Here is a 23,266-nt window from a genome sequence, read left to right as displayed (position 1 = left end):
ATCGGCGCCCGGACTATGTCACCGGATCCGCTGCGGTGCGCAGCGCGCCGGCCAGTTCGGCGCGGGAGGTGACGCCGAGTTTCGGGAAGATGCGGTGCAGGTGGGTGCTGACGGTGCGATGCGACAGATACAGTCGCTGCCCGATCTCCCGATTGGTGAGCCCTTCGGCGGCCAGCTGCGCGATACCCAGTTCGTGCGGGGTCAGGCTGTCGCGCGCGTCGGGGTCGCGGCGCGGGCTGGTCTCCCCCGCGCCCCGCAGTTCGCGGCGCGCCCGATCACCCCACGGCCGCGCGCCCAGGGCGTCGAAGGTGTCGCGGGCCGCGCGCAGATGGGCGCGCGACTCGACGATGCGTCGCTGCCGGCGCAACCACTCCCCGAAGGCGAGCTGGACGCGGGCGCGTTCGAGCGGCCACCCGTCCGGATCGGCGTCGAGTGCGGCGGTGAACAGTTCCTCCGCGGACTCGGCCGAGGCGAGCAGGGCGCGGGCGTAGCGCAGGCCGGCGTGCAGGGCCGGCGACGGAGTGCGCGTCGCCTGCTGCTCGAATTCGCGCACGATGTCCTCCGCCTCCTCGACGCGCCCGGCGCGCACCGCGGCTTCGACCAGGTCGCCGACGATGTAGGCGCGCAGGGCGAGCTGGTAGGCCGGGTCGGCGGGGTCGAGAATCCGGCGCAGATCGGCGAGCGCGTCGTCGTAGCGGCCCTGTCCGAGTGCGACGAGAGCGCGGGCCCGTTGCACGGTCGCCAGCACCGGTCGCGCGCCGGCGGCCGCGCCGATCCGTCCGGCCTCCGCCGCCTGTTGCATCGCCTCGTCGAAATCGCCTCGCAGCGCGGCGATTTCGGCCGCGACGGCGACGGCGAGACCGTACATGAAGTGCTGTCCGGTTTCCGGTCCGAGGCGTCCGGCCTCGGCCGCGGCCGCCGCACCGCCCGCCAGATCGCCGGTGCGGGCACAACTCCAGGCCCGCACCGCCAGCGCCCTGGTCAGCAGGCCGAGCCTGCCCTGTTCCCGCAGACCGGTGATCGCCGTGGCCGAGAAGCGCCCGGCCAGCGCGAAGGCGCCGATCTGCAGCGCCGCGCTGCCGAGGTAGCGGTCGACCTCCGGATCGGCGCCGGTTCGCCCGGCCAGTGCGCGCAGTTCGTCGGAGACCGTCGCGCCGCGCTCGAACGGGGCCACATAGGCGGTGATCGCCACGAGCCGCGGATCACCGGCGGGCAGGCCCATGCCGTCGGCGGCCGCCAGCAGTGCGCGGCGCGCGTCCGGACCGGGCTCGGACCAGAAGCAACGCATGGCGGTCCCCCACAGAATGCGCATGGCGAGGTCCCGATCCCCTTCTGCCGCAATGGTTTCGGCCAGGGTCGCGAGCTCGGTGGTGCGGGCCGGATCCTCGCCGACGCCGTCGTCGAATCCACTCACCAGCCATGTCGCCAAGGCGCGCTGGCGCGAGTCGAGATCCTGGCGTCCGGCTTCCCGCAGCAGCCGATCGACGGTGTCGCGCCCGCCGGATTCCACGGCCAGTTCGGCGGCGCGCAACAGTCGCCCCACCCGCACTGCCGGTGTTTCGGTCAGGCGCGCGGCATATTCCAGGGTCGTGATCGCCGCCGCGACTCCGCCCCGGCGCAACGCCCGCTCGGCCGCGGCCTCGAGTTCCGCGGCGGCGGTGTCGTCCGGTCCGACGACGGCGGCCGCGTGATGGCGCGCGGCGCGATCCGGTTGATCGCGCAGGGTCGAGGCCAGGGCACGGTGGGCGGCGCGGCGGGCGGCCGGTGGCGCCGCCGCGGGGATCGCGGAACGCATCAGCGGATGACGGAATCGCACTGCGCCCGAATCTATCTCGATCAACCCGGCGGCGATCGCGGGGGTCAGCTCCACGTCCTCGACCGGACCGTCGGTCAGCAGTGCGGCGGCCGCCAGCGTCTCCGCTACCGAGAGTTCGTCGAGCGCGGCGAGCAGGAGGGCGGTGCGGGTCGTCTCGGGCAACTGATCGGCCCGCAGACCGAAGGCGCGTTCCAGGCGCGCGGTGAGCGGCAGCGGAGCGTCCGGCCGGTCGGCGGCCGATGGTAATTCCTTCAGCGCCAAGGGGTTTCCGGCCGCTGCCGCCAGCACCCGTGCCCGCCGGCGATCGTCGAGGCCGGGGGCGACGGTGTCGAGCAGCTGCCGCGCCTCCTCCTCTGCCAGCCGTGACAGCGCCAGCGTCGCATGTCCCGGCGTCAGCGCCGTATCCGCGTCCCGGGTGGCGGCGACCAGCAGAATCGGCTCGGATTCCAGGCGGCGCGCGAGAAAGGCGAGCACCCCGGCGGTAGCGGCATCGAGCCAGTGCAGGTCCTCCACCACCAGCAGCAGCGGTTGTTCGGCCGCCCGATCGCTCAGCAGGGTCAACAGCGCCGAACCGATCAGATATTCGTTCGGTGCGGCCGCGTCCACGAATCCGAGCGCGGCGTTCAGGGCCGCGGCGTGGGTGGGCGGCAGCGCATCGAGACCGGACCGCAGCGGGAAGACGATCTGGTGCAACCCCGCATACGGCAGCTGTTGTTCGGCCTCGCCGGCGGTCACGGCCACCGTCCGGACACCGGCCAGTGTGGCCATCGCCGAAACTTCCTGCAGCAGTGCGGTTTTACCTATCCCCGCTTCGCCCACGACGACGACGGCGCCGCCGCGCTCCTCGATGCCGGCGATCGCTTCGTCCAGATATTTGAGTTCCGATTCCCGGCCGACCAGCGACATCCGCGCACACTCCTGTCCGGTCCCGGCGCCCGGCGACGCCGGCCACCGCGGGGCGATAGCAACACGCCGAGCGACCTCGGCGCCGTCGACACTATCGGTTCTCCCGACGGTCGAGCGGACTCCGGTGCGCGATCACCAGCCGGGACGGATCAGAACGCCGCCGCGACGGCAGCGGCGATGAACACCACCTGCACGGCCGTGCGCAATGGCAGCGGCATGGTCTTGATTCCCAGATCGGCCCGGGCGGCCCGCACATTCGCCGGGAACATCGCGATCATCAACGCGACCAGACCGGCGGCGGCGACGGGCGCGACCGGCGGTATCAGCAGTCCCACCGCACCCGCCGCCTCGAGGATACCGGTCAGCGTCACCAGCCCCGCAGCGGACGGCAGCCCGGGCGGGACCATCGCGATCAGCGCGTCGCGCCGCGGCTGCTGGAAGTGCGCCGACGCGGTCAGCAGGAACATCGCGGCCAGCCCCACGCGCAGGGCGTGCGGCCACGAGTCGAGCCAGTCCGCGAGGTCGATCACACCGGCGAGCCGGGCCAGTGCGGTGACGACGACGAGTACGACGAGCGGGGCCATGAGACACCCTCCGGATCGGTCCATCTTGACAGTGTCAAGATTAGAGCTGCCGCGGCGGCCTGTCAACGCACGAGAGCAATCCGACCTCGGCTTTTTCCGCGAGATACGGTCCGGCTGTTATCGTCGGGCGGAGTCGGTAGATCAAGGAGACCAGACATGGTTGGTGAACTCGACATCTCCGGATAGACCCGGAAGTCACGGCCACCGGTAGGCGCACGCGGCGCCGCCGACGTGGCCATGTCGTCGTTCACCCGATCACCCTGTGGCGCGGTCGCACCGTGCCGCAACGACTTTCGAGGTCTCACTCATGTCCGATGCCTTCATCGTCTGTTCGAATCTGTCGTTCACCTGGCCCGACGACACCCCGGTGTTCGGGGATCTGTCCTTCAGTGTGCCGGGCGGACGGACCGGCCTGGTCGCCCCCAACGGCGCCGGAAAGACCACCCTGCTGCGGCTGATCGCCGGTGAGCTGACCCCCTCGGCGGGCAGTATCACCGTCGACGGCGTCCTCGGATACCTACCGCAGAATCTGCCGCTCACCGGAGAGTTGACCGTCGCCGAAGTCCTCGGCATCGCACCGGTGCTGGCCGCGCTGGCCGCCGTCGAATCCGGCGACACCGACGAGCGGCACTTCACCACCATCGGCACCGACTGGGACATCGAGGAACGCACCCGCGCCCAACTCGACCGGCTCGGGCTCGGCGAGCTGCCGTTCGAGCGGCGGCTGCACACCCTCAGCGGCGGGCAGATCGTCTCACTCGGACTCGCCGCCCAGCTGCTGCGGCGACCGGACGTACTGCTGCTCGACGAACCGACCAACAATCTCGATCTCGAGGCCCGCCACCAGCTCTACGACGTGCTCACCGACTGGAGCGGCTGCCTGCTGCTGGTCAGCCACGACCGCGCCCTGCTCGACCGCACCGATCGCATCGCCGAACTCCACGACGGCGAAATCCGTTATTACGGAGGCAGTTTCACCGACTACGAGCAGGCGGTGCAGGCCGAGCAGGCGGTCGCGGAGAAGAACATCCGCACCGCCGAACAGGAGGTCAAACGCGAGAAGCGGGAATTGCAACAAGCCCGCGAACGCGCCGCGCGCCGGGCGAGTAACGCGCAGCGCAACCTCGGCAACGCCGGACTGCCGAAGATCTTCGCCGGCACCATGAAACGCAACGCCCAGCAGTCGGCGGGACGCGCGAACGAAACCCACGGCGCCCGACTCGACGCCGCGAAGAACCGGCTCGACGAAGCCGGGCGGGCGTTGCGCGAGGAACAGCGCATCGTGCTGAATCTGCCCGATACCGAGGTCCCGGCCGGGCGCACCCTGTTCGCCGCCGAGCACCTCCGGTTCCGCTTCGGCGACCGCGAAGTGTTCGCCGGCGAGGGCGCCGATCTCGCCATCCGCGGACCCGAGCGCATCGCCTTGACCGGCCCCAACGGCGTGGGCAAATCCACGCTGCTGCGCATCGTGCACGGCGATCTCACCCCCGACAGCGGGACCGTCACCCGCGCCGACGGTCGCATCGCCTACCTGTCCCAGCGGCTGGACCTGCTCGACCCCGACCGGACCGTGGCGGAGAATCTGGCCGCCGCCGCCCCGCACCTGCCCGCCGCGCAGCGGATGAACCTGTTGGCGCGCTTCCTGTTCCGCGGCTCCCGCGCCCACCTGCCGGTCGGTGTCCTCTCCGGCGGGGAACGACTGCGAGCCACCCTGGCCTGCGTGCTGTTCGCCGAACCGCCGCCGCAGCTGTTGCTGCTCGACGAACCCACCAACAACCTCGATCTGGTGAGCGTCGGGCAGCTGGTCGGCGCCCTGGAGTCCTATCGGGGGGCGATCGTGGTCGTCAGTCACGACGAACGGTTCCTCGCCGAGGTGCGGGTGAGCCGGCGGTTGCGACTCGCCGACGGCCGCCTGCTCGACGACAACGCCGCCGCGACACCAGGACACGAACCGCCGCACCGGTGATACGTGTCCGCGGCCGGGTACGGCGTCCCCGGACACACGAACGGCCCGTCCCTTCCGGTACGGGCCGTATCGATACCGGGGGTATTACCGCACGGTGACGGTCATCGAGAACCGCTGGCCCGGGTTGGCCTGATCCCACGGCCGCACCGACACCAGGCTCAGCCGGGTGCTGCCGGCGCGAGCAGCGGTGAAGGTCCACACGCTGGTACCCGGCGCGCCCGGCATCGAGCTGCCCGGCCGGAATACCGGATCACCCTCCTGAGCGAGCACCCCGCGGTCGACTTCACCGATCTGCCAGACGTAACCGGTCGTCGGGTTGTCGGGCAGGGCCACCGCCAGTTCCTGACCGACGTCGAGGGTCGTGGTCCCGCCGTCGCCGTCGGTACCGACGATGATCGGCTCCGATACCGCCTGCACGGCACCGGGCACCGCGGGAATCGGGTCGGCCCCGGCAACCGCATTCGCCCCACCGGCCGTCAGCGCCAGACCGAACACAACCATCAGCAAAGGTGTACGCACCGCATTCCTTCCATATTCAAACGGGCGTCCACACCCTACAGTCGTGCTCAGCTCAGCAACGCCAAACCGCCATAGGCCCCGGAGAATTCGGGATGCTCCCCCACGTCCGCCGGATTGTCCGGCCGCCACAACGGCAGATGCACCAGTCCTGGTTCCAGCAACGGCCAGTCGTGGAAGAATCCCGCGATATGGTTTCTGTCGCGCAGCACGATCTCGGTCGAGGTGCGCCCCGAGAGCTTCTGCGCCTCCAGCACTTCGACCGGCTGCCCGTCGGCGGTGGCATGGGTGATCGCCAGATAGCTGCCCGGGGCGACGGCCTGCTGCAGCCGTGCCACACATCCCGCCGGATCGGCCTCGTCCGGGACGAAATGCAGTACTCCCAGGAGCAATACGGCGATCGGCCGCTCGAAGTCCAGCACCTCCCGCACCAGCGGATCGTTCAGAATCGTGTCCGGCTCGGCGACATCGGCCTGCACGACCGCCGCATGCGGGTTGCCGTCCAGAATCGCCCGGCTGTGCGCCACCGCCACCGGATCGATATCGACGTAGACGACCCGCGCCTGCGGATTGCGCGCCTGCGCCACCTCGTGCACATTGCCGACGGTCGGAATACCCGAGCCCAGATCCAGGAATTGCGTGATACCGGCGTCGACCAGATGACGCACGCAGCGACGCAACAGATCTCGATTGGCGCGCATGGTTTCGGCGACATTCGGAGTGAACGATTCGATCTGGCGTGCCAGTGTGCGATCGATCTCGAAATTGTGCATCCCGCCGACGAAAAAGTCGTAGACCCGGGATGCGCTGGGCCGATCCAGGTCGATACCTTCCGGCGCCCAACTAGGTCTGGTCATCGCAACCTCTCAGGAATTGAACCCCGCCGGAAGGCGAAGCCACGCAATCGTATTCGACGCACGTGCGAAACTCCCGCGGTTCACACGAAGTCCACGCCCCGGCTACCATCATCGACATGGCGTGGGATGGGTCCGAACACCACGGTCCGCACGCCGACCTGGCGCACCGATGGGCAGCGGCGCTCGGCGGCGGGGTCCGCGATCACGTCGTACCCATGAGCGTTTCCGAGGCCCACCAGTTGCTGCTCACCCTCGCCCGGGGGTTGATCGACGCCGCCGACTCCGGCGGTACCGCGCGGGTCGCCGAACTGGGCGGCGATCTGGCCCGCGCTCATTTCGTCGGCGACGAGGTTCTCGGCCGCACCATGACGGTGCTGGCCACCTACTTCGCCGAACTCGACATCGCCTCCGGCCGGGCCGCGGAATTGATCGGCGCCTTCGCCGGCGGTTACGTGCGAGCGTTCCGGACCTGGCTGCTCAGCGAACAGGAAAGTGTGCGCACCGCCGATATCGCGGCGCGCAGTGTGGTGGAGGAACAGTTGCGTGCCAGTGAGGCCCGATTGCGGGCCGTGTTCTCCCAGGCCGGGATCGGCACGGGGCTGTCGGATATGACCGGCCGGATCATCGAAGTCAACAACGCGTTCGCCGCCATGCTCGGCTACGAACCGGAACAGATGTACGAACTCGAGGTCACCGACCTCACCCACCCCGACGATCCGCCGGGCATGTGGGAGCTGTACGCGGGTGTGCTGCGCGGCGATCACGAGCATGCGCAGATGGAGAAGGCGTATCGCCATCGCGACGGGCACACCGTGTGGACCAATATCAACGTCTCACTGATCCGCGACGATCACGGCCGGCCGCAGTACACGCTGGTGCTGGTCGAGGACATCTCCGAACAGCGCGAGCTGCGCGAGCGACTGAGCTACCGCGCCCACCACGATCCGCTCACCGGGCTGGCCAACCGGTCCCGGTTCTTCGACGCCCTCACCGAAGCCTTCGCCGACCCGGACGCCCGCGTCGGCCTGTGCTACGTCGACCTCGACCATTTCAAGGCCGTCAACGACACCTTCGGCCATTCCATCGGCGACGAACTGCTCACCCGCGCGGCGGCCCGGCTGTGCGCCTGCGCGGTCGGGGAGAACAATCTGGTGGCCCGCATGGGCGGCGACGAATTCGTCATCCTGGTACCCCGCACCCGCCGCCGGCGCGAACTGATCGATCTGGCCCGCACGGTGCTCGACGCGTTCACCGTCCCGTTCGACATCGACGGGCACCGGTTGCGGATCGGGGTCAGTATCGGCGTCATCTCCGAACAGGCCGCCGAAACCACCACCGAAGAGCTACTGCAGGCCGCCGATTCCACGATGTACTGGGCCAAGACCGACGGCCGCGGCCGCTACGCGGTCTTCGATCCCAGCCGGCGCCGCCGCGAGCACACCCGCGCCGAACTGCTCGCCGACCTCCCGGGCGCGCTGGCCCGCGGCGAATTCTTCCTCGACTACCAGCCGATCGTGGATCTCGGCGACCATCGGCCGGTCGCGGTGGAGGCGCTGGTGCGCTGGCACCACCCCCAGCTGGGAATCCTCAGTCCCGCACGGTTCATCGACCTGGCCGAGGGCGGCGGCCACATCATCGCGCTCGGCACGGTGGTGCTCGAGCAGGCGTGCCGGGAGGGACGGCGCTGGTGTGACCGCTTCGGCGACCAGGCGCCGGTGGTCAGTGTGAACGTCTCGGCCGAAGAGGTCGCCGATCCGGCCTGGCTGGAGCGGGTGCAGAAGATCGTGGCCGACACCGGAATACCGCCGGACCGGCTGCAATTGGAACTCACCGAGCGCACCTTCATGCATGCGATCGGGCGGCCCCTGCAGGCGCTGCACACCCTCGCCGAATCCGGAATCCGCATCGCCATCGACGATTTCGGTACCGGCTATTCCAATCTCGCCTATCTGGGCCAGCTTCCGCTGCACGTGGTGAAACTGGCCGGGCCGTTCATCCACCGCATCCGCAATGCCGGCACGGTCGGCCGCAGCGATCTGCTGATCCTGGAGACGATCATCGACCTCAGCCACGATCTGGGTCTGAGCGTGACCGCCGAATGTGTGGAGACCCGGCATCAGGCCGATCGGCTGCTCGGACTGCAGTGCGATACCGCCCAGGGCTGGTACTTCCACCATCCGGTGCACGCCGACGTGATCGCGGATCTGCTCGCGCGCGAACTCGTCGAGCCCGGGTCGCTGCCGCTCGAGCTGCCGGGCTCGCTGCCGAATCCGCACGGCCGCTGATCTTTACGCACGCGGGCGGTGCGGTGGCCGTCGCCGGTCACCGCACCGCCCGCGTTCAGCCCGGAATCAGTACGCGGTACCACCGGTGGCCGCGCTGCGACCGTGCTTCATGAACACGACACCCACGAGCGCGATCGCCGCGGATACGGCCACGAAGTAGAAACCCAGCTCGTATCCGCGGTCGGCGAACAACAGCGGAATCTCCTTGGTGGCCACATGATTTCCCGCCACCGAGATATCGGCGCGCACCGGATTGGCGTTGAGGAAGGCGGTCGCCACCGCGATGCCGATCGCGGCGCCCATCGACTGCATCACCCCGAGCATGCCCGCGCTGATGCCCTGCTGTTCGGCCGGGACGCCCTCCACGATGAGGTTCGGCGTCGAGGCGTAGTACAAGCCGAAGGCGAGGCCGTACACGGCGCTGATCAGCGCGATCACACTCCAGCCGTGATCGAGGACCGCATAGGCCAGCCCGCTGAGCACCATCACCACCAGCGCCGACATCAGCGGCATCCGGGCACCGGAGCGGCGAATCCAGAAGCCGCCGATCAGTCCGGCGATCATGCCGATCACCGCCTGCGCCAGGGCCACGTGCACCGCATATCCGAGCAGCGTCAGATTGTCGCCGTAGGTGTAGCCCGGATTCAGGCTCACCTGAACGGCCTGCGCCGGCAACATCTGCCCGGTCTGGGCGTGGATCTCGGCGAGCGTGCCCTGCACGACACCGGCGGTGACGTCCGCGGCGGGCGGTGACTGGGTCATGTACCCCACCGCATAACCCTGGTATCCGATCGTGAACGACGCCAGCAGCGCGACGAACAGCACCACACTCACCCGCGGGTGGAACAGCAGCTTCATATCCATGATCGGTTGCCGCACACGCATTTCCACGATCGGGAAAGCGGCCAGCAGCACCAGCCCGCCGACCAGCCAGGCGAGTGTGGACGGCTTCGCCCACCCCCAATCCTGACCCTTGTCCAGGTAGATCAGCGTCAGCACCGCGCCCGCGGCCAGCAGCACCGCACCGATGAAGTCCAGCCGCTGCGGCGTGCGCAGCCGCGACTCCGGCACGATCAGCGCGACCAGCGGCAGCATGATCACGGTGAAGACGAACAGGAACCAGAAGATCGCCCGCCAGCTGTGGTGATCGACGATGTAGCCGCCGATCAGCGGTCCGGCCACGGCCGAAACGCCCAGGCCGGTGGAGGCCACACCCAGCCCGATCGGCACATATTTGCGCGGCATGAGGTCGCGGATCAGGCCGTAGGAGATCACCGCGGTGGCGATCGCGGTGGCCTGCAGACCTCGGCCGAGCAGGAACAGTATCCAGTTGCTGGTGATCGCGCACAGCGCGCAGCCGATCAGGAACAACACCCCGCAGAGCATGAACATCCGCTTCTTGCCCCAGATGTCGCTCATCTTGCCGATGAGCGGTGAGGCCGCGGCGCCGATGACGCCGAAGATGATGATCGCCCAGTTGATGTTCGCGCCCTGGTCGGGGAAGGTCGGCGCGATCTGGCGCAGTGCCGCCGACACCATGACGAATTGCATGGGGGCGACCTCGGTGAACAGCACGATCACCGCGAGCACGGTAAAGATACGCAGCTTGGACGCACCGTCGAGTCGGCCGGTCGTATCGACCGGCTCCGACGGTGTCGTCGCTTCGAGGGAGGTGGACATGTGCCCTCCGGAGTAACAGGTGAACAAGATGGCGTGAACCGTGTCACATCCCGGGTGGTCCGAATATCACCGAACCCGCTCAGTGGGACCGAACTCGCGCATCTCGACGCCGTACGACACCGCGGCGGTGCACAATGCTCTGATGCTCGATGTGTACTACGGCTTGTTCCTGCTCTTGTTCGAAGGAGAGCGGCTGGGCCACATCTTCGGAGTCGCGCTCAACTCCGGAAATCCATGCGGATGAAAGGGTTCGACCGGCACGCCGTCACACCGGTCGGTCCTCACCCGCCGGCAGGTTTCGATGCCGCCGGCTCCGGTCCGCACGCCCCGGTGTGAAGCCGAAGTTGTTCTGCATCACCAGGATTCGCGGCAAGCTCGAGGCGCGCCACATCACCGGTCTGCCACTCACCGTCGACGCCGGCAGCACCCGGAAATAGCCGCCCGGTGTCGAGGTGGGCGAAAAGAGCTGGAATATGAGGGTATTCGCCAGGTGGTCGCGAGCAGGTCGTCCAGCAGCGAGCGGGAAGATCACGGCCGGCGGGCCACCGGGGCCCAGTATCTTCGACCATGACCACCGCTGCGCTCCCGTCATGGGCCTTTGCCTCCCGACATCGCCACCGGGTGGCGGTCCCGACCCGGATTGCCGACGATCCGCAGAGGAAAACGTCGGCGAACCCGTGTCAGCCGATGTTCGCCGACAGGTCCGGAGCCATCCGGTACACCTCGTCACGCCAGTTGTTCCAGGCGTGGATGCCCGCGGCCGGGAAGTCGTAGGCGATGTTCTGCGCGCCCAGGGACGCCATCCGTACCTGGAATGCGCGGGTGTTCACCAGCGCCAGGGCCTCGAGTCCCATGCCGTTGACGGTGCCCATATTCGGCCCGTCGGTGGCGGTGGGGATGCCGCTGCCGGCCGAGATCCACAGTCGCGTGTGGTTCTGAATCAGCCTGGGCGCGAAGACGAACGGGTCCATCCGCAGCCACTGCGGGCCCCACGGCGGAGCCATCGCATCGACGTTGTAGCCGCCGGCATCGAGCATCGCGACACGGATCGCCTCGCGCATACCCGGCGCCGAGATGTTGAGGTACCCGGAGAAGGAGCCGGCGAAGCTGAACTGGTCGGGATGGTAGGCGGCCAGGGTCAGCGCGGCACTACCGCCCATCGACAGGCCGAAGACGCCGTTGCGGTCGGCCCGGAATCCCAGGCGGTCGCGCAGCGCGTCGCGCAGGTTCTGCGTCAGGAAGGTTTCCCACTTGTAGGTGTAGGACTTGCCCGGCCCGGCCGAAAACGCCTGCAGCGCACCAGATCCCGATGTCGAACCGGACGAGGAGCCCGAGCCCGGCGCGACGCCGAGGAAGCTGGAGGGCGCGTTCCAGTCCGCGTAGAAGCTGGACTGACCGCCGACCGGCATCACCACGTTGATATTCCACGAGGTCAGCAGGCGGGCGATATCGGTCTCGATCTCCCAGCCGTTGAGGTCCTCGCGAGCGCGCATGCCGTCGAGGGCGTAGACGACGCGGTCGGTATTGCCGTCGGCGGCGCGGAAGACGCGCGATTTGACCGGCCCCATACTCGAATCGACCCAGAAGTCGAAGCCGGAAGGGTCGAAGGCCGCCGTGGCCCGCGGGAGCTGGCCCGATACCGCCGCGGTCAGCGGTACGAACAGAGCCAGGGCCAAGGCGAGCAGGGTCCGCCCCGGCGTCGCACCGGAGCGGCCGGATCTCTGCCGACGCAATCGTCGCATGTCACAGCAACCTTTCGTGATCGAACGCGGCGGGCCGTGCCCCCGCCCGGCCGCGACGGTGCCCAGTGCCGCCGCCCCGAACCCCCGCCTCGCCGGTGTCCGCCACACTGCGCGTGTCACGCCCGTATCGACCCCCCGTCCGGCACCGTTACTGAAATGTGATGTTTATTTCCGACCGATCGGTTTCGCATAACAGACATACCTGCCGAACGGTCACGCGGCGGAGGTGTCCGGCGTCCGCGTTTCGGGATCGTCCAGCGAGATCGTGCGCGCGACCTTCTGCGGCGCTCCGCCGATCAGTCCGCGCCACGGCAGGTAGCGCAGCATCCGCACGTTGAGGTTGCGGAACCCGATCATCGCCTTGCTGCTGGGCGCGTACCACGCGCCGACACCCTCGGCGAACTTCTGACAGGCGTCGGCCATCGGTCGCATCCGTTCCTCGTAGCGCGCGAACGCCGCGCGGTGATCACCACGAGCCGCGGCCAGTTCGGCAGCCAGTACATAGGCGCCGACCAGCGACAGATCCGCGCCCTGCCCTGACAGTGGCGACGCGCAGTAACCGGCGTCGCCGACCAGCGCGACCCGGCCCGACGACCATGTCTGCATCCGGATCTGAGCCATCGCATCGAAGTAGAAGTCCGGCGCCGCGGGCAGATGCTCGAGCAGCGTCGGCACCTCCCAGCCCTCACCGGCGAAGGTCTCGGTGAGAATTTCGCGCTGGCGGGCGGTGTCGCGGTAGTCGTAGTCGAGCCGGTCCGAGGCCCACGCGAAGATCGCCTTCGCCTCGGTGTTCGATCGTGCGCTGTAGCTGCCGGCGATCTTGCCGGGCGAGTTGTAGTCGAGTTCCCAATGGTCCAGGTCCAGCACATTGGGGATCGTGTAGATCGAGATGTAGTAACCCATGTGGCGCAGGAACCGCGACTCCGGCCCGAACACCAGCTTGCGCGTGTTCGAATGCACGCCGTCGGCGCCGATCACCAGGTCGAATGTGCGCGGTGCCGCATTCTCGAAGTTCACGCGCACGCCGCCCTCGTCCTGAGTGAGCGCGGTGATCGAATCGCCGAACAGATACTCGACGTCGTCGCGCGTCGCCTCGTACAGCACCTCCGCCAGATCGCCGCGCTGGATCTCGGTGTCGCCGTCCGCGCCGACACCGTTGAAGGTCTCGCTGTCGATACTGGCGCGCACCCGCCCGCCGGCGTCGACATAGGAGGTGCCGCGCTTGCCGGTGCCGCGTTCGTGCACCCGGTCCAGCAGACCCATCCGTCGAACCACCTCGGTGGCCGTGCCCAGCACGTCGATGGCCTGGCCGCCGGCCCGCAACGCCGGGGCCTTCTCCACGATCGTCGGCTCGAAACCGTACCGGGCCAGCCAGAACGCGAGAGCCGGGCCCGCGATGCTCGCGCCGCTGATCAGGATTGTGGTGTTGCTCGTCTGCTGCATGGCAGAACCGTACAGCGAATTTGCGCAAACGCGCAAGACGTTTGTCTAAGGCGAATGCGCTACTCTGTCGGACATGGGAAATCGTGAGGATCTGCTGGCCGGCGCCCGGCAATGCCTGTTCGACAAGGGATACGACCGGACGACGGTGCGCGATATCTCCACCGCGGCCGGTGTGAGCATGGCCGCGATCGGCTACCACTTCGGATCCAAGGAGGCGCTGCTCGGTGAGGCGCTGGCCCAGGCCACCCGCGACTGGGGAACGGAATTGGCCGGCGCCGTGGCGGATTCACCACCGGCGACATCGCCGTCGACAGGGCGATTCGAGGCTCGGTGGGACGCGGTGATCGACAGCCTCGCCACCCACCGCGGCCTCTGGTCGGCCACCTTCGACGCTCTGGCCCACCCGGAGATCCGAGACCGGCTGGCCGAGAACCTCGGCGAGGCACGCGCAGGCCTCGCACGACTGATCGAGGGATTCGATGAACCCCCCGAGGGAGCCGCGCGCGCCACACCTCCGACCACCGATACCGAAGCGGTCGGCGCGCTGTATCAGGTACTGCTCACTGGATTGGCGGCGCACCAGCTGATCGACGCGGAAAGCACGCCGCGCGGACGTGATCTCGCCCGAGCGATCCGCTTCGTCGCCGACCGGCTCGAGACTGAGGACTCCGCATGATCACCCAGGGCAGGATCCGCGTATTTCCCTGCACCATCGAATGATTCGTATCCACGGATAGATACTCAACCGGCCGCACAGTATCGGGGCGTCGGTGTCACACTCCCCCGCCCTCCGCACCCGCGCGGCCATTCAGGGTGAGCTCGCTTCGGTTCCCGAGGCCGAAATCCTCAGCGCCCGATGCGAACCCGCAATATCCTGCGGACTACTTGTCCGGGAACCCGGCGGAAAATCCGGCGGCGATGAGCGCGGCGGCGATGACCGACAGAACGGCGATGCTCCACATGGCAAACCTCTTCGATTGTGGGCCAAGCGGATTCACCGTAGCGTGATGCGGTTCACATGGTGACCGAAACGGACGCATTCGACAACGTCGACGCGCCCTCCCCGAGTCCGCACCGCCCCGAAGGCAATTCGCTGCACCTCCCCGTGCGGTACGGAGTGCTGTGCTTTGAGTCAGCCCTGTCGATGCATTTCTTGTGAAAGTTGCCGCTACCGGCGAAGTCGGGCTCGCCCCCGAAATGCCGCATACACATGTTTTGATGCGCATATGCCCGTGAGACAATGAGCGAACTGAGCGGCAGATCGGCACGAGGGACTTCCATCGACCCGGCCCGCAGAATGTCCGGTGCGGACGGAAAACCCGCCCGCACCGGCACTTTCCACTACTTCTTCGACCGATCCCGCTTCTCGCGCACCCGCACCGAGATACGTACCGGCGAACCGTCGAAACCGAATTCCTCACGCAGGCGGCGCTCCAGGAAACGGCGGTAGCCGGCCTCCAGGAACCCGGTGGTGAACAGCACGAACGTCGGCGGCCGGGTGGTCGCCTGGGTCGCGAACAGCACGCGCGGCAAGCGCCCGCCCCGCATCGGCGGCGGCGTCGCCGCGATGACCTCCTTGAGCCAGGTGTTGAGCCGGCCCGTGGGGATCCGCTGGTCCCAGGACTCGAGTGCGGTTTCCATTGCCGGAACGAGCTTCTGGACCGCGCGGCCGGTGTGGGCGGAGATGTTCACCCGCTGCGCCCACGGCACCCGCACCAATTCGCGCTCGACCTCACGCTCGAGCTGGTAGCGGCGATCCTCATCGACCAGATCCCACTTGTTGAACGCGAGCACCAGCGCGCGACCGGCATCGGCGACCATGCCGATCACCCGCAGATCCTGCTCGGTGATCGGTTCGGAGGCGTCGATCAGCATGATCGCGACCTCGGCGGCCTCGATGGCGGCCTTGGTGCGCAACGAGGCGTAGAACTCGGTTCCGTCGGCGGTGCCGACCTTGCGGCGCAGACCCGCGGTGTCGACGAAACGCCATGTCTTGCCGCCCAATTCGACCAGCGAGTCGACCGGATCGACCGTCGTTCCGGCGACATCGTGCACCACCGAGCGCTCGTCACCGGACAGCTTGTTCAGCAGGCTCGACTTTCCGACATTCGGCTTGCCGACCAACGCCACGCGGCGCGGGCCGCCTCCCCCGGAACCCTCGCGCGGAGTCTCCGGCAGCACCGCCAGGACATCGTCGAGCAGATCGCCGGTACCGCGGCCGTGCGTCGCCGACACCATCCGCGGCTCTCCGAGACCGAGCGACCACAGCACCGCCGCATCGGCCTCGGCCTTCTCGCCGTCGACCTTGTTGGCGACCAGGATCACCGGAGTCTTGGAGCGCCGCAACGCCTTCACCGCCGCTTCGTCGGTCGCGGTCGCACCGACGGTGGCGTCCACGACCAGCAGGATCGCATCGGCGGTCTGCATCGCCAGTTCGGCCTGCCGGGCCACCGCCTGCTGCAGCCCCTTGGCGTCGGGCTCCCAGCCGCCGGTGTCCTGCACCAGGAATCGGCGTCCGGCCCAGCTCGCCTCGTAGGACACCCGGTCACGGGTGACGCCCGGGATATCCTCCACGACGGCCTCGCGGCGGCCCAGAATCCGATTCACCAGCGTCGATTTGCCGACGTTCGGCCGGCCGACGACGGCCAGGGTGGGCATCGGCACATGCTCGTGGGCATCCGCGTCACCCTCGAAATCGGCGATCTCCCACTCGGTTTCGTCGGTCCAGATGCCGTCGCCGGCGAGGGTGTCGGAGTTCGAACTCGGTGTCACACTCGGGCTCATCTACGCTCTCCCACCGTAATCTGCTGCGCCACAACCCGGTACAGCTCGTCGATGACCTGGTCCATGCTCAGCTCGCTGGTGTCGACCTGCACCGCGTCCGCGGCCGGGCGCAGCGGCGAGACCGCGCGGGTGGAATCCAGATTGTCGCGGCGCTGCACATCGGCCAGCACCGCCTCGTAATCGTCGCCGCGGCCCTCGACGATGTTCTGCTGATTGCGCCGCGCCGCGCGGGCCTGCGCCGAGGCGGTCAGATAGATCTTGGCATCGGCGTCGGGCAGCACGACCGTGCCGATGTCGCGGCCTTCGACCACGATGCGCCCGGCCGCGGCCGCGAGCTCGCGCTGCAACGCGACGAGCTGCGTCCGTACCTCGGCCACGGCGGAGACGGCGGAGACCGCCTTGGTCACGGCGTCGCCTCGAATCTCGGACGAGACGTCCTCGCCGTCGAGTTCGATCAGCTCGTGGCCGGGATCGGTGCCGATGGTGAGTGGCAGATCCTTGACGGCGGCCGCGATCTCGGCCGGATCGGTCAGCTCGACACCGCTGCGCAGCACCCGCAGCGTCGCGACGCGGTACATCGCGCCGGTGTCGAGATAGCGTGCGTCGAGCCGCGCCGCGAGACGGCGCGACACACTCGACTTGCCGGTGCCCGAAGGCCCGTCCATGGCGACGACGAGTTCCGCGCCGGGGATGCCGTCGCCGATGCCGGATTCCACCACGTCACGGCCTCCTCGGATCCGATCGTCCAGCATGTCCACACCACTCACAACTCCACCGCCTCGTACAACTTCCCGATTTCGTCGCGGCCCAGCACCCGCAGGGTGCCCGACCGTTGATCACCCAGCGCGACCGGCCCGATATGCGTGCGAACCAGCGCGATCACCGGATACCCGACCTCCGCGAGCAACCGCCGCACGATGTGCTTACGGCCCTCGTGCAGGATCACACGGACCAGCGTTTTGCCCTCGGCGACCTCGAGCACCTGGAATTTGTCGACCTTCGCCGGGCCGTCCTCGAGTTCGACACCGTCGCGCAGCTGCTTGCCGACGCCACGCTGCATTTCACCCTGCACCGTCGCGAGATAGGTCTTCGACACCTGGAACGACGGGTGCATCAGCCGATGCGCGAGGTCGCCGTCGTTGGTGAGCAGCAGCAGACCCTCGGTGTCGGCGTCGAGGCGGCCGACGTGGAACAGCCGCTGACCGGCCATGACCCGCTCGGCGACGATATCGCCGACACAGGGGCGGCCCATTTCGTCCGACATCGTCGACTGGAAGCCCTTGGGCTTGTTCAGCGCCAGGTAGACCTGCTCGTCGCGAACCACGACCCGGACCCCGTCGACCCGCACCACGGCGGTATCGGGATCGATGCGCAGGCCCTGTTCGCGCACGACCGCACCGTCGACCTCGACGCGGCCCTGTTCGATGAGCTCTTCGGCCGCGCGGCGCGAGGCCACGCCCGCCTTGGCGAGCACCTTCTGCAGCCGCTCGCCCTCACCCCACGGCAACTTCTTCGGACCGGATTCCGCGGCCTCGACATGCTGGTGACGGGCGGGTTTGGCGAAGCTCAGCACGGTCGGCGGAGTCTTGCGCTTCTTCGGCTTCGGGGCGGCCGCGCGTGGGCGACCGGCGGCGGCGCCGCGGTCCCGCGATCCGGCGGGCGAATCGCCGCGCGACGGGCGGGCATCGCCGCGGCCGTACCGCGAGTCACCGGCCGCTTGGCCGCGAGCGAACCGATCACCGCGGCCGTAGCCGCCTTCGGACCGCGAACCGCGTCCGGCGCTGTCGCCACCGCGGCCATAGCTCTCGCCGCCACGGTGGTAGCGGTCGTCTCCGCGACCGGACCGGTCACCACCACGCCCGTAACTGTCGCCCCCGCGGCCGTAACGATCGTCCCCTCGGCCCGGGCGGTCACCACCCCGGCTGTAGCCGCTGTCGCCCCCGCGGCCGTAACGGTCATCTCCTCGGGCTGAACGGTCACCACCACGTCCGTAGCTGTCCCCTCCACGACCGTAACGGTCGTCCCCACGACCGGAGCGGTCACCACCACGCCCGTAACGATCGTCGCCTCGCCCTGGGCGGTCACCACCCCGGCTGTAGCCGCTGTCGCCCCCGCGGCTGTAACGGTCGTCCCCGCGGCCGGAGCGTGCTCCGCGGTTGTCGCCGCCGCGGCTGTAGCTGTCCTCCCGGCGTCCGTACCGGTCGCCGCGCGATCCGCCGCGGCCGTCGTCGGCGCGGTCGGAGCGGCCGGCCGCCCCTCGTGCCGTGCGTCCGCCGCCGCGGGGCGGGTCGCTCTGTCTTTTCCTACGGTCCGGTGTGCCATCTCGGCGAGCGGGTGTATTCACGTGGTCCTCTGATCAGTCGACAGGATCCGCTGCGGATCCGGTCAATCCTCGGTGCCGAGATCGATATCCGATTCGGCGGGTTTCTTCAGCCTGGTGTACCGGGGGTCGGTCTCCAGGCTCTCGTTGATCTCGTCGATCAGGTCGACGCCCGGTAGCAGGGGCGCCAGCGACGGAAGTTCCGCCAGCGACGCGAGCCCGATCCGTTCCAGGAACAGTTCGGTGGTGACGTAGAGGGTGCCGTTGGTGTCGACGTCGGCGCCCGCCTCGGCGATCAGTCCCCGCGCCACCAGGGTGCGGATCACGCCGTCGACGTTCACCCCGCGCACGGCACTCACTCGTGCTCGCGTAACCGGTTGACGATAGGCGATAACCGCCAATGTTTCCAAAGCGGCCCTGGTGAGCTTGGACCGCGCCCCATCCAACAGCATACGTTCGACGTAGGGCGCGTACTCGGTGCGGGTGTACAGACGCCACCCGTCGCCCACGTAGCGCAGGTCGATTCCGCTGCCCCGCGCAGTCCATTCCGCCGACATCTCCCGCAACGCCCGCTCGACCCGCGCGGGTGCGTCGTCGACCGCCGCCGCGAGCAGTTCCACCGGCGCCGGCGCATCCACCACCAGCAGCATCGCCTCGAGCGCCGACCGCAACTCCTGATCGTCGAGCGGACGGGCAGCCTCCTCGTCGTCCGCGTCGTTCCCTGCCGCGGTTCGCGCCTCGCCGGGAGACCCGGCTGCACCGGCGGATGGTCGAGTACGCCCGGCCCGCGCGACTCCGTTCTGCGGAACTCCGGACGGGGCAACGATCTCCGGCACACCACCTGCGGGCGCAACCCCCGCGCCCGCGACCGCCGCACCGGTCCCTGCATCGTCGGTGGGCGCTGCGTCGATCGCCGGGGCTCGTCTCCCAGCGTCGTCGATACGCGTGTCATCGACGTCGAGCCCGCTCGGTTCGGCCGGTGATGCCACGGTGCCGGTATGCGGCGCTTGCTCGTCCGGCACGATGTCTGCGTTCTCCGCCACAGTTTCGGTTGCGACATCGTCTGCCGGGGCGGCGGCCTCGGTTCGGGCCTGCTCCGGCGTACCCGCGGCCCCCACCGCGGTCTCGCGGCCTTCGGCCTCCGCGCGTTCACTGGGCTGCTCACCGTGCGGCATCATCCGTAGTCCTCATCGATTGTCACGGGCTCGGCGGGCGCACCCTCGGCCTCGTCGCCGATCCAGCGCACCGCCAGCGGGCCGAGCGGGTCGGGTTGGTCGAATTCGATCGTCTTGCCGCGGTACAGCTCGAGCAGCGCGAGGAAGCGCGCGACGATCTGGATCGGCATCTCGCAGTCGGCGCACAGATCGTGGAACGTCGACCACTCCCCCACCCCGCGCTTCTTCAGCATCTCCAGAACCAGCGCGGCCTGTTCGGCGACGGAGATGGAATGAGCGTGCAGGTGGTCCAGCCCGACCGTCGGCCGCGGCCGGGGCCGGAACGCGGCCGCGGCGATATCGGCGAAACCCGCCGCGTCGACGCCGAGACTCACCTCCGGCAGCAAATCCAGGAAGCGTTCCTCCAGCGATACCGCCCGCGGATACCGGCGCAACGCGGCGGCCTCGAGCTCACCGAGCAGTTCGGCGACCTGTTTGAACGCCCGATACTGCAGCAGCCGCGCGAACAGCAGATCGCGCGCTTCGAGCAGTTCCAGGTCGTCGGCATCGGTGACCTCACCGGAGGGCAGCAGCCGGGCGGCCTTCAGATCGAGCAGGGTCGCGGCGACCACCAGAAATTCGGTGGTCTGATCGAGAATCCGATCCGCCCGCAGCGTCGGATCGCGTTCCAGGCTCGCGGTGAGCTCTTTGGTGTAGGCGATGAACTCGTCGGTGACCTTGTGCAGCGCCACCTCGGTCACATCGAGCCGCCGCTGGCTGATCAGCTGCAACAACAGGTCGAACGGACCCTGAAAATTGCTCAGCCGCAGGTGGAACCCGTCGGGCTTGTTCTCCGGTACGACCTCGGCAGCCGGTGGTCCGGCCTCGCTCACCGGCCCGACCGGTGGATGACTTCCCGTGCCATCGCCCGATACGCTTCCGCGCCACCGGATTTCGGCGCCCAGGTGGTGATCGGCTCACCGGCGACACTGGCATCGGGGAAACGGACGGTCCGGTTGATCACGGTGTCGTACACCAGATCGCCGAACACCTCCACCACCCGGGCCATCACCTGCCGGGAGTGCAGCAATCGCGCATCGAACATGGTGACAACGATGCCCGACAGCGCCAGCCGCGGGTTGAGCCGGTCCCGCACCTTCTCGACGGTGTCGGTCAGCAGCGCGAGCCCGCGCAGCGAGAAGTATTCGCATTCCATCGGAATGATCACGCCGTCGGCGCAGGCCAGCGCGTTGACGGTGAGCAGACCCAGCGACGGCTGGCAGTCGATGAGGATGTAGTCGTAGCGATCGCGCAGCGGGGCCAGCGCGCGGCCGAGGGTCTGTTCCCGCCCGACCTCGTTGACGAGCTGAATTTCGGCCGCCGAGAGATCGATGTTGCTCGGCAGCAGATCCATCCCGTCGACCTTGGTGTTGAGCAGCACGTCGTCGACGCTCGCCCGGCCGCCGACGAGCAGATTGTGCACGGTCAGGTCCAGGTCGTGGTGGGCCACGCCCAGCCCGGCCGACAGCGCGCCCTGCGGGTCGAGGTCGACCAGCAACACCCGGCGGCCGTACTCGGCCAGCGCCGCACCGAGATTGATGGTGGAGGTGGTCTTGCCGACGCCGCCCTTCTGATTGCACATGGCGACGATCAGGGCGTCACCGTTGCGCGACGACGGGGGTGGTTCGGGAATGTCGCGCAGCGGGCGTCCGGTCGGGCCGAGTTCGGTACCGTCCGCCACGATGTCGTTCGCCTCCCAGAGTCTGCGGGCCGCCTGTTCGATTCGGAGGCCGGTTCGGATATTCGAAAGCGGTTCTGCCGCAGCGCTGTTCGGCGGCTCGGCCGGGCCGGCTGTCGTCATGTCCGCTGCTCCTTCAGTTTTCCTGCTCATTGCCCCGCCGCGCGCTGCGGAACAGCGGGCGATCGCTACACCGGACGCCGATGTACCGGACCGCCGCAATAGACGCTACCGCCTCCGAGCGCAAGACCCCCGATCGGACACGCTTGGGGAACGCCCCCGATCGTTGCGCACTTGTGTCATTGCCCGTGCCACAACACCGTGTCCTCACGGCACCAACCGCATTCTGTCGCCTCGAGGGGGTGTTGGGAAACCCTTTGCGGCAATCCGCACCCGATATCGCGCCGCCGCGGCCGGCGCGTTACCGCGCCCGCGGATGCGCGGTGGCCCACACCTCGTGCAGCGTATTGACCGTGACCAGGGTGTAGATCTGCGTGGTCGTCACCGAGGCGTGCCCCAGCAACTCCTGCACGACCCGCACGTCGGCGCCCCCGTCGAGCAGATGGGTAGCGAACGAGTGCCGCAGCGTGTGCGGCGACACCGCGGCGCCGATCCCGGCCCGATCGGCCGCGTCCTGCAGAACCTGCCAGGCACTCTGCCGCGAGAGCCGGCCGCCGCGAGCGTTGAGGAACAGGGCGGGAGTGCCCTTGCCGCGGGCGCCGAGCGCGGGCCGGCCGCGGACCAGATAGGCGTCGACCGCCGCCAGCGCCGGCCGCCCGATCGGGACCATGCGCTGTTTACCGCCCTTGCCGTGCAGGACGACCGCGCGACCGGTGGTGTCGATATCGTCGACGTCGAGTCCGACCACCTCCGAGATCCGGGCGCCGGTGGAGTACAGCAACTCCAGCATGGCGCGGTCCCGCAGCCCGCGCGGCCCGCCTCCCGATCCCGCGTCGTCTCCGCCGCCCGCCGCCTCGAGCAGCCGGGAAATATCTTCGTACGGAAGCGCTTTCGGCAATCGCCGCGCCGGTGTCGGCGGCTTCACCCCGTGCGCGACATCTCCGGTGGTCAATCCCTCGGCGGCCGCGAACCGGTGCAGGCCGCGCACCGCGACCAGAGCGCGGGCGGCCGAACTGGCGGCCAGCGCCGGATAGCCCTCGCCGCCCGCCCGCAGCGAGACGACGAAATCGGCGATCTGGTTCTCGGTCACCCGGTCCAGATCACCGATATCCTGCTGTCGCAGAAACTCCCGGTATCGCTGCAGATCACGGCGGTAGGCGCTGAGCGTATTGCTCGCCGCGCCGCGCTCGACCGTCAGATGGTCGAGATAGGCCTGGATCTGCCGCTCCACCACGGGTTCACCCGCCCGGTAGCGGCGCGACGACCGCCGGAGCGGCGGGAACAGCGACATTCACGGTGTCATCATGACAGCAGCCGACGACATTCGTTCGCACGAAACACAGTTCGTGCGCCCG

The 23,266-nt window shown here is 68.8% G+C and carries 18 protein-coding genes and 1 pseudogene; 5 read left to right on the top strand and 14 right to left on the bottom strand.

The window, feature by feature from the left end:
* Positions 1 to 13: 13 nt before the first annotated feature.
* Complete coding sequence (locus IRT45_RS20590; protein WP_194807472.1) at positions 14 to 2,722, bottom strand: AAA family ATPase; 2,709 nt, start codon at positions 2,720 to 2,722, stop codon at positions 14 to 16.
* A 149-nt stretch (positions 2,723 to 2,871) separates the two neighbouring features.
* A complete protein-coding gene (locus IRT45_RS20585) occupies positions 2,872 to 3,306 on the bottom strand; it encodes a DoxX family protein (protein WP_194807471.1) in 435 nt (144 codons plus the stop codon).
* A gap of 307 nt (positions 3,307 to 3,613) precedes the next feature.
* Between IRT45_RS20585 and abc-f the strand changes: the two genes are divergently transcribed.
* Complete coding sequence (gene abc-f, locus IRT45_RS20580) at positions 3,614 to 5,272, top strand: ribosomal protection-like ABC-F family protein (RefSeq protein ID WP_194807470.1); 1,659 nt, start codon at positions 3,614 to 3,616, stop codon at positions 5,270 to 5,272.
* An 84-nt stretch (positions 5,273 to 5,356) separates the two neighbouring features.
* Here abc-f and IRT45_RS20575 read toward each other — a convergent pair whose 3' ends face one another.
* Both IRT45_RS20575 and IRT45_RS20570 read right to left on the bottom strand, forming a co-directional pair.
* On the bottom strand, positions 5,357 to 5,791 hold the full coding sequence (locus tag IRT45_RS20575) for a protease inhibitor I42 family protein (protein WP_146098785.1): 435 nt from the start codon (positions 5,789 to 5,791) through the stop codon (positions 5,357 to 5,359).
* Between the two features lie 47 nt (positions 5,792 to 5,838).
* The gene (locus tag IRT45_RS20570; RefSeq protein WP_194807469.1) at positions 5,839 to 6,645 is read right to left on the bottom strand and encodes an SAM-dependent methyltransferase; all 807 of its coding nucleotides are present in this window, start codon (positions 6,643 to 6,645) and stop codon (positions 5,839 to 5,841) included.
* A gap of 116 nt (positions 6,646 to 6,761) precedes the next feature.
* Between IRT45_RS20570 and IRT45_RS20565 the strand changes: the two genes are divergently transcribed.
* The gene (locus IRT45_RS20565) at positions 6,762 to 8,930 is read left to right on the top strand and encodes a bifunctional diguanylate cyclase/phosphodiesterase (protein WP_194807468.1); all 2,169 of its coding nucleotides are present in this window, start codon (positions 6,762 to 6,764) and stop codon (positions 8,928 to 8,930) included.
* Between the two features lie 66 nt (positions 8,931 to 8,996).
* On the opposite strand, the gene IRT45_RS20560 is transcribed toward IRT45_RS20565, so the two are convergent.
* On the bottom strand, positions 8,997 to 10,637 hold the full coding sequence (locus tag IRT45_RS20560; protein ID WP_228534676.1) for an MFS transporter: 1,641 nt from the start codon (positions 10,635 to 10,637) through the stop codon (positions 8,997 to 8,999).
* 55 nt (positions 10,638 to 10,692) lie between these two features.
* On the opposite strand from IRT45_RS20560, the gene IRT45_RS20555 reads away from it, so the two are divergent.
* Positions 10,693 to 10,854, top strand: a complete 162-nt coding sequence (locus tag IRT45_RS20555) for a hypothetical protein (RefSeq protein WP_194807466.1) — start codon at positions 10,693 to 10,695, stop codon at positions 10,852 to 10,854.
* A 436-nt stretch (positions 10,855 to 11,290) separates the two neighbouring features.
* On the opposite strand, the gene IRT45_RS20550 is transcribed toward IRT45_RS20555, so the two are convergent.
* Both IRT45_RS20550 and IRT45_RS20545 read right to left on the bottom strand, forming a co-directional pair.
* On the bottom strand, positions 11,291 to 12,352 hold the full coding sequence (locus tag IRT45_RS20550) for an alpha/beta hydrolase family protein (protein WP_194807465.1): 1,062 nt from the start codon (positions 12,350 to 12,352) through the stop codon (positions 11,291 to 11,293).
* A 213-nt stretch (positions 12,353 to 12,565) separates the two neighbouring features.
* Positions 12,566 to 13,795, bottom strand: coding sequence for an FAD-dependent monooxygenase (locus IRT45_RS20545; RefSeq protein WP_194807464.1), 1,230 nt, complete (start codon positions 13,793 to 13,795; stop codon positions 12,566 to 12,568).
* 73 nt (positions 13,796 to 13,868) lie between these two features.
* Between IRT45_RS20545 and IRT45_RS20540 the strand changes: the two genes are divergently transcribed.
* Positions 13,869 to 14,471 (top strand): TetR/AcrR family transcriptional regulator, encoded by a 603-nt coding sequence (locus IRT45_RS20540; RefSeq protein ID WP_194807463.1) that lies wholly within the window; start codon positions 13,869 to 13,871, stop codon positions 14,469 to 14,471.
* 665 nt (positions 14,472 to 15,136) lie between these two features.
* On the opposite strand, the gene der is transcribed toward IRT45_RS20540, so the two are convergent.
* From der to IRT45_RS37060, 3 genes and pseudogenes are all read right to left on the bottom strand, one after another.
* A complete protein-coding gene (der, locus tag IRT45_RS20535) occupies positions 15,137 to 16,579 on the bottom strand; it encodes a ribosome biogenesis GTPase Der (RefSeq protein ID WP_194807462.1) in 1,443 nt (480 codons plus the stop codon).
* The gene (cmk, locus tag IRT45_RS20530; RefSeq protein ID WP_228534690.1) at positions 16,576 to 17,244 is read right to left on the bottom strand and encodes a (d)CMP kinase; all 669 of its coding nucleotides are present in this window, start codon (positions 17,242 to 17,244) and stop codon (positions 16,576 to 16,578) included. The genes der and cmk overlap by 4 nt, the downstream gene beginning before the upstream one ends.
* Positions 17,245 to 17,342: 98 nt before the next feature.
* A pseudogene (locus IRT45_RS37060) lies at positions 17,343 to 18,353 on the bottom strand (pseudouridine synthase); the annotation flags it as partial.
* Here IRT45_RS37060 and IRT45_RS37055 point away from each other — a divergent pair.
* Positions 18,297 to 18,551, top strand: coding sequence for a hypothetical protein (locus IRT45_RS37055; protein WP_228534700.1), 255 nt, complete (start codon positions 18,297 to 18,299; stop codon positions 18,549 to 18,551). The pseudogene IRT45_RS37060 and the gene IRT45_RS37055 overlap by 57 nt on opposite strands.
* A 413-nt stretch (positions 18,552 to 18,964) precedes the next feature.
* Here IRT45_RS37055 and scpB read toward each other — a convergent pair whose 3' ends face one another.
* The 4 genes from scpB to xerD all read right to left on the bottom strand — a co-directional run bounded on the left by scpB (position 18,965) and on the right by xerD (position 23,202).
* On the bottom strand, positions 18,965 to 19,570 hold the full coding sequence (scpB, locus tag IRT45_RS20520) for an SMC-Scp complex subunit ScpB (RefSeq protein ID WP_228534689.1): 606 nt from the start codon (positions 19,568 to 19,570) through the stop codon (positions 18,965 to 18,967).
* A gap of 503 nt (positions 19,571 to 20,073) precedes the next feature.
* Positions 20,074 to 20,946 (bottom strand): ScpA family protein, encoded by an 873-nt coding sequence (locus IRT45_RS20515; protein WP_063066521.1) that lies wholly within the window; start codon positions 20,944 to 20,946, stop codon positions 20,074 to 20,076.
* Positions 20,943 to 21,914 (bottom strand): ParA family protein, encoded by a 972-nt coding sequence (locus IRT45_RS20510; RefSeq protein WP_083903817.1) that lies wholly within the window; start codon positions 21,912 to 21,914, stop codon positions 20,943 to 20,945. The genes IRT45_RS20515 and IRT45_RS20510 overlap by 4 nt, the downstream gene beginning before the upstream one ends.
* Positions 21,915 to 22,212: 298 nt before the next feature.
* On the bottom strand, positions 22,213 to 23,202 hold the full coding sequence (gene xerD, locus IRT45_RS20505) for a site-specific tyrosine recombinase XerD (protein WP_194807460.1): 990 nt from the start codon (positions 23,200 to 23,202) through the stop codon (positions 22,213 to 22,215).
* Between the last annotated feature and the right edge of the window lie 64 nt (positions 23,203 to 23,266).

The sequence above is a fragment of the Nocardia sp. BSTN01 genome, from assembly GCF_015354405.1.
Classification (GTDB): domain Bacteria; phylum Actinomycetota; class Actinomycetes; order Mycobacteriales; family Mycobacteriaceae; genus Nocardia.
The sequence above is the reverse complement of the archived record's forward strand: the minus strand, read 5'-3'. Positions and strand labels throughout refer to the sequence as shown.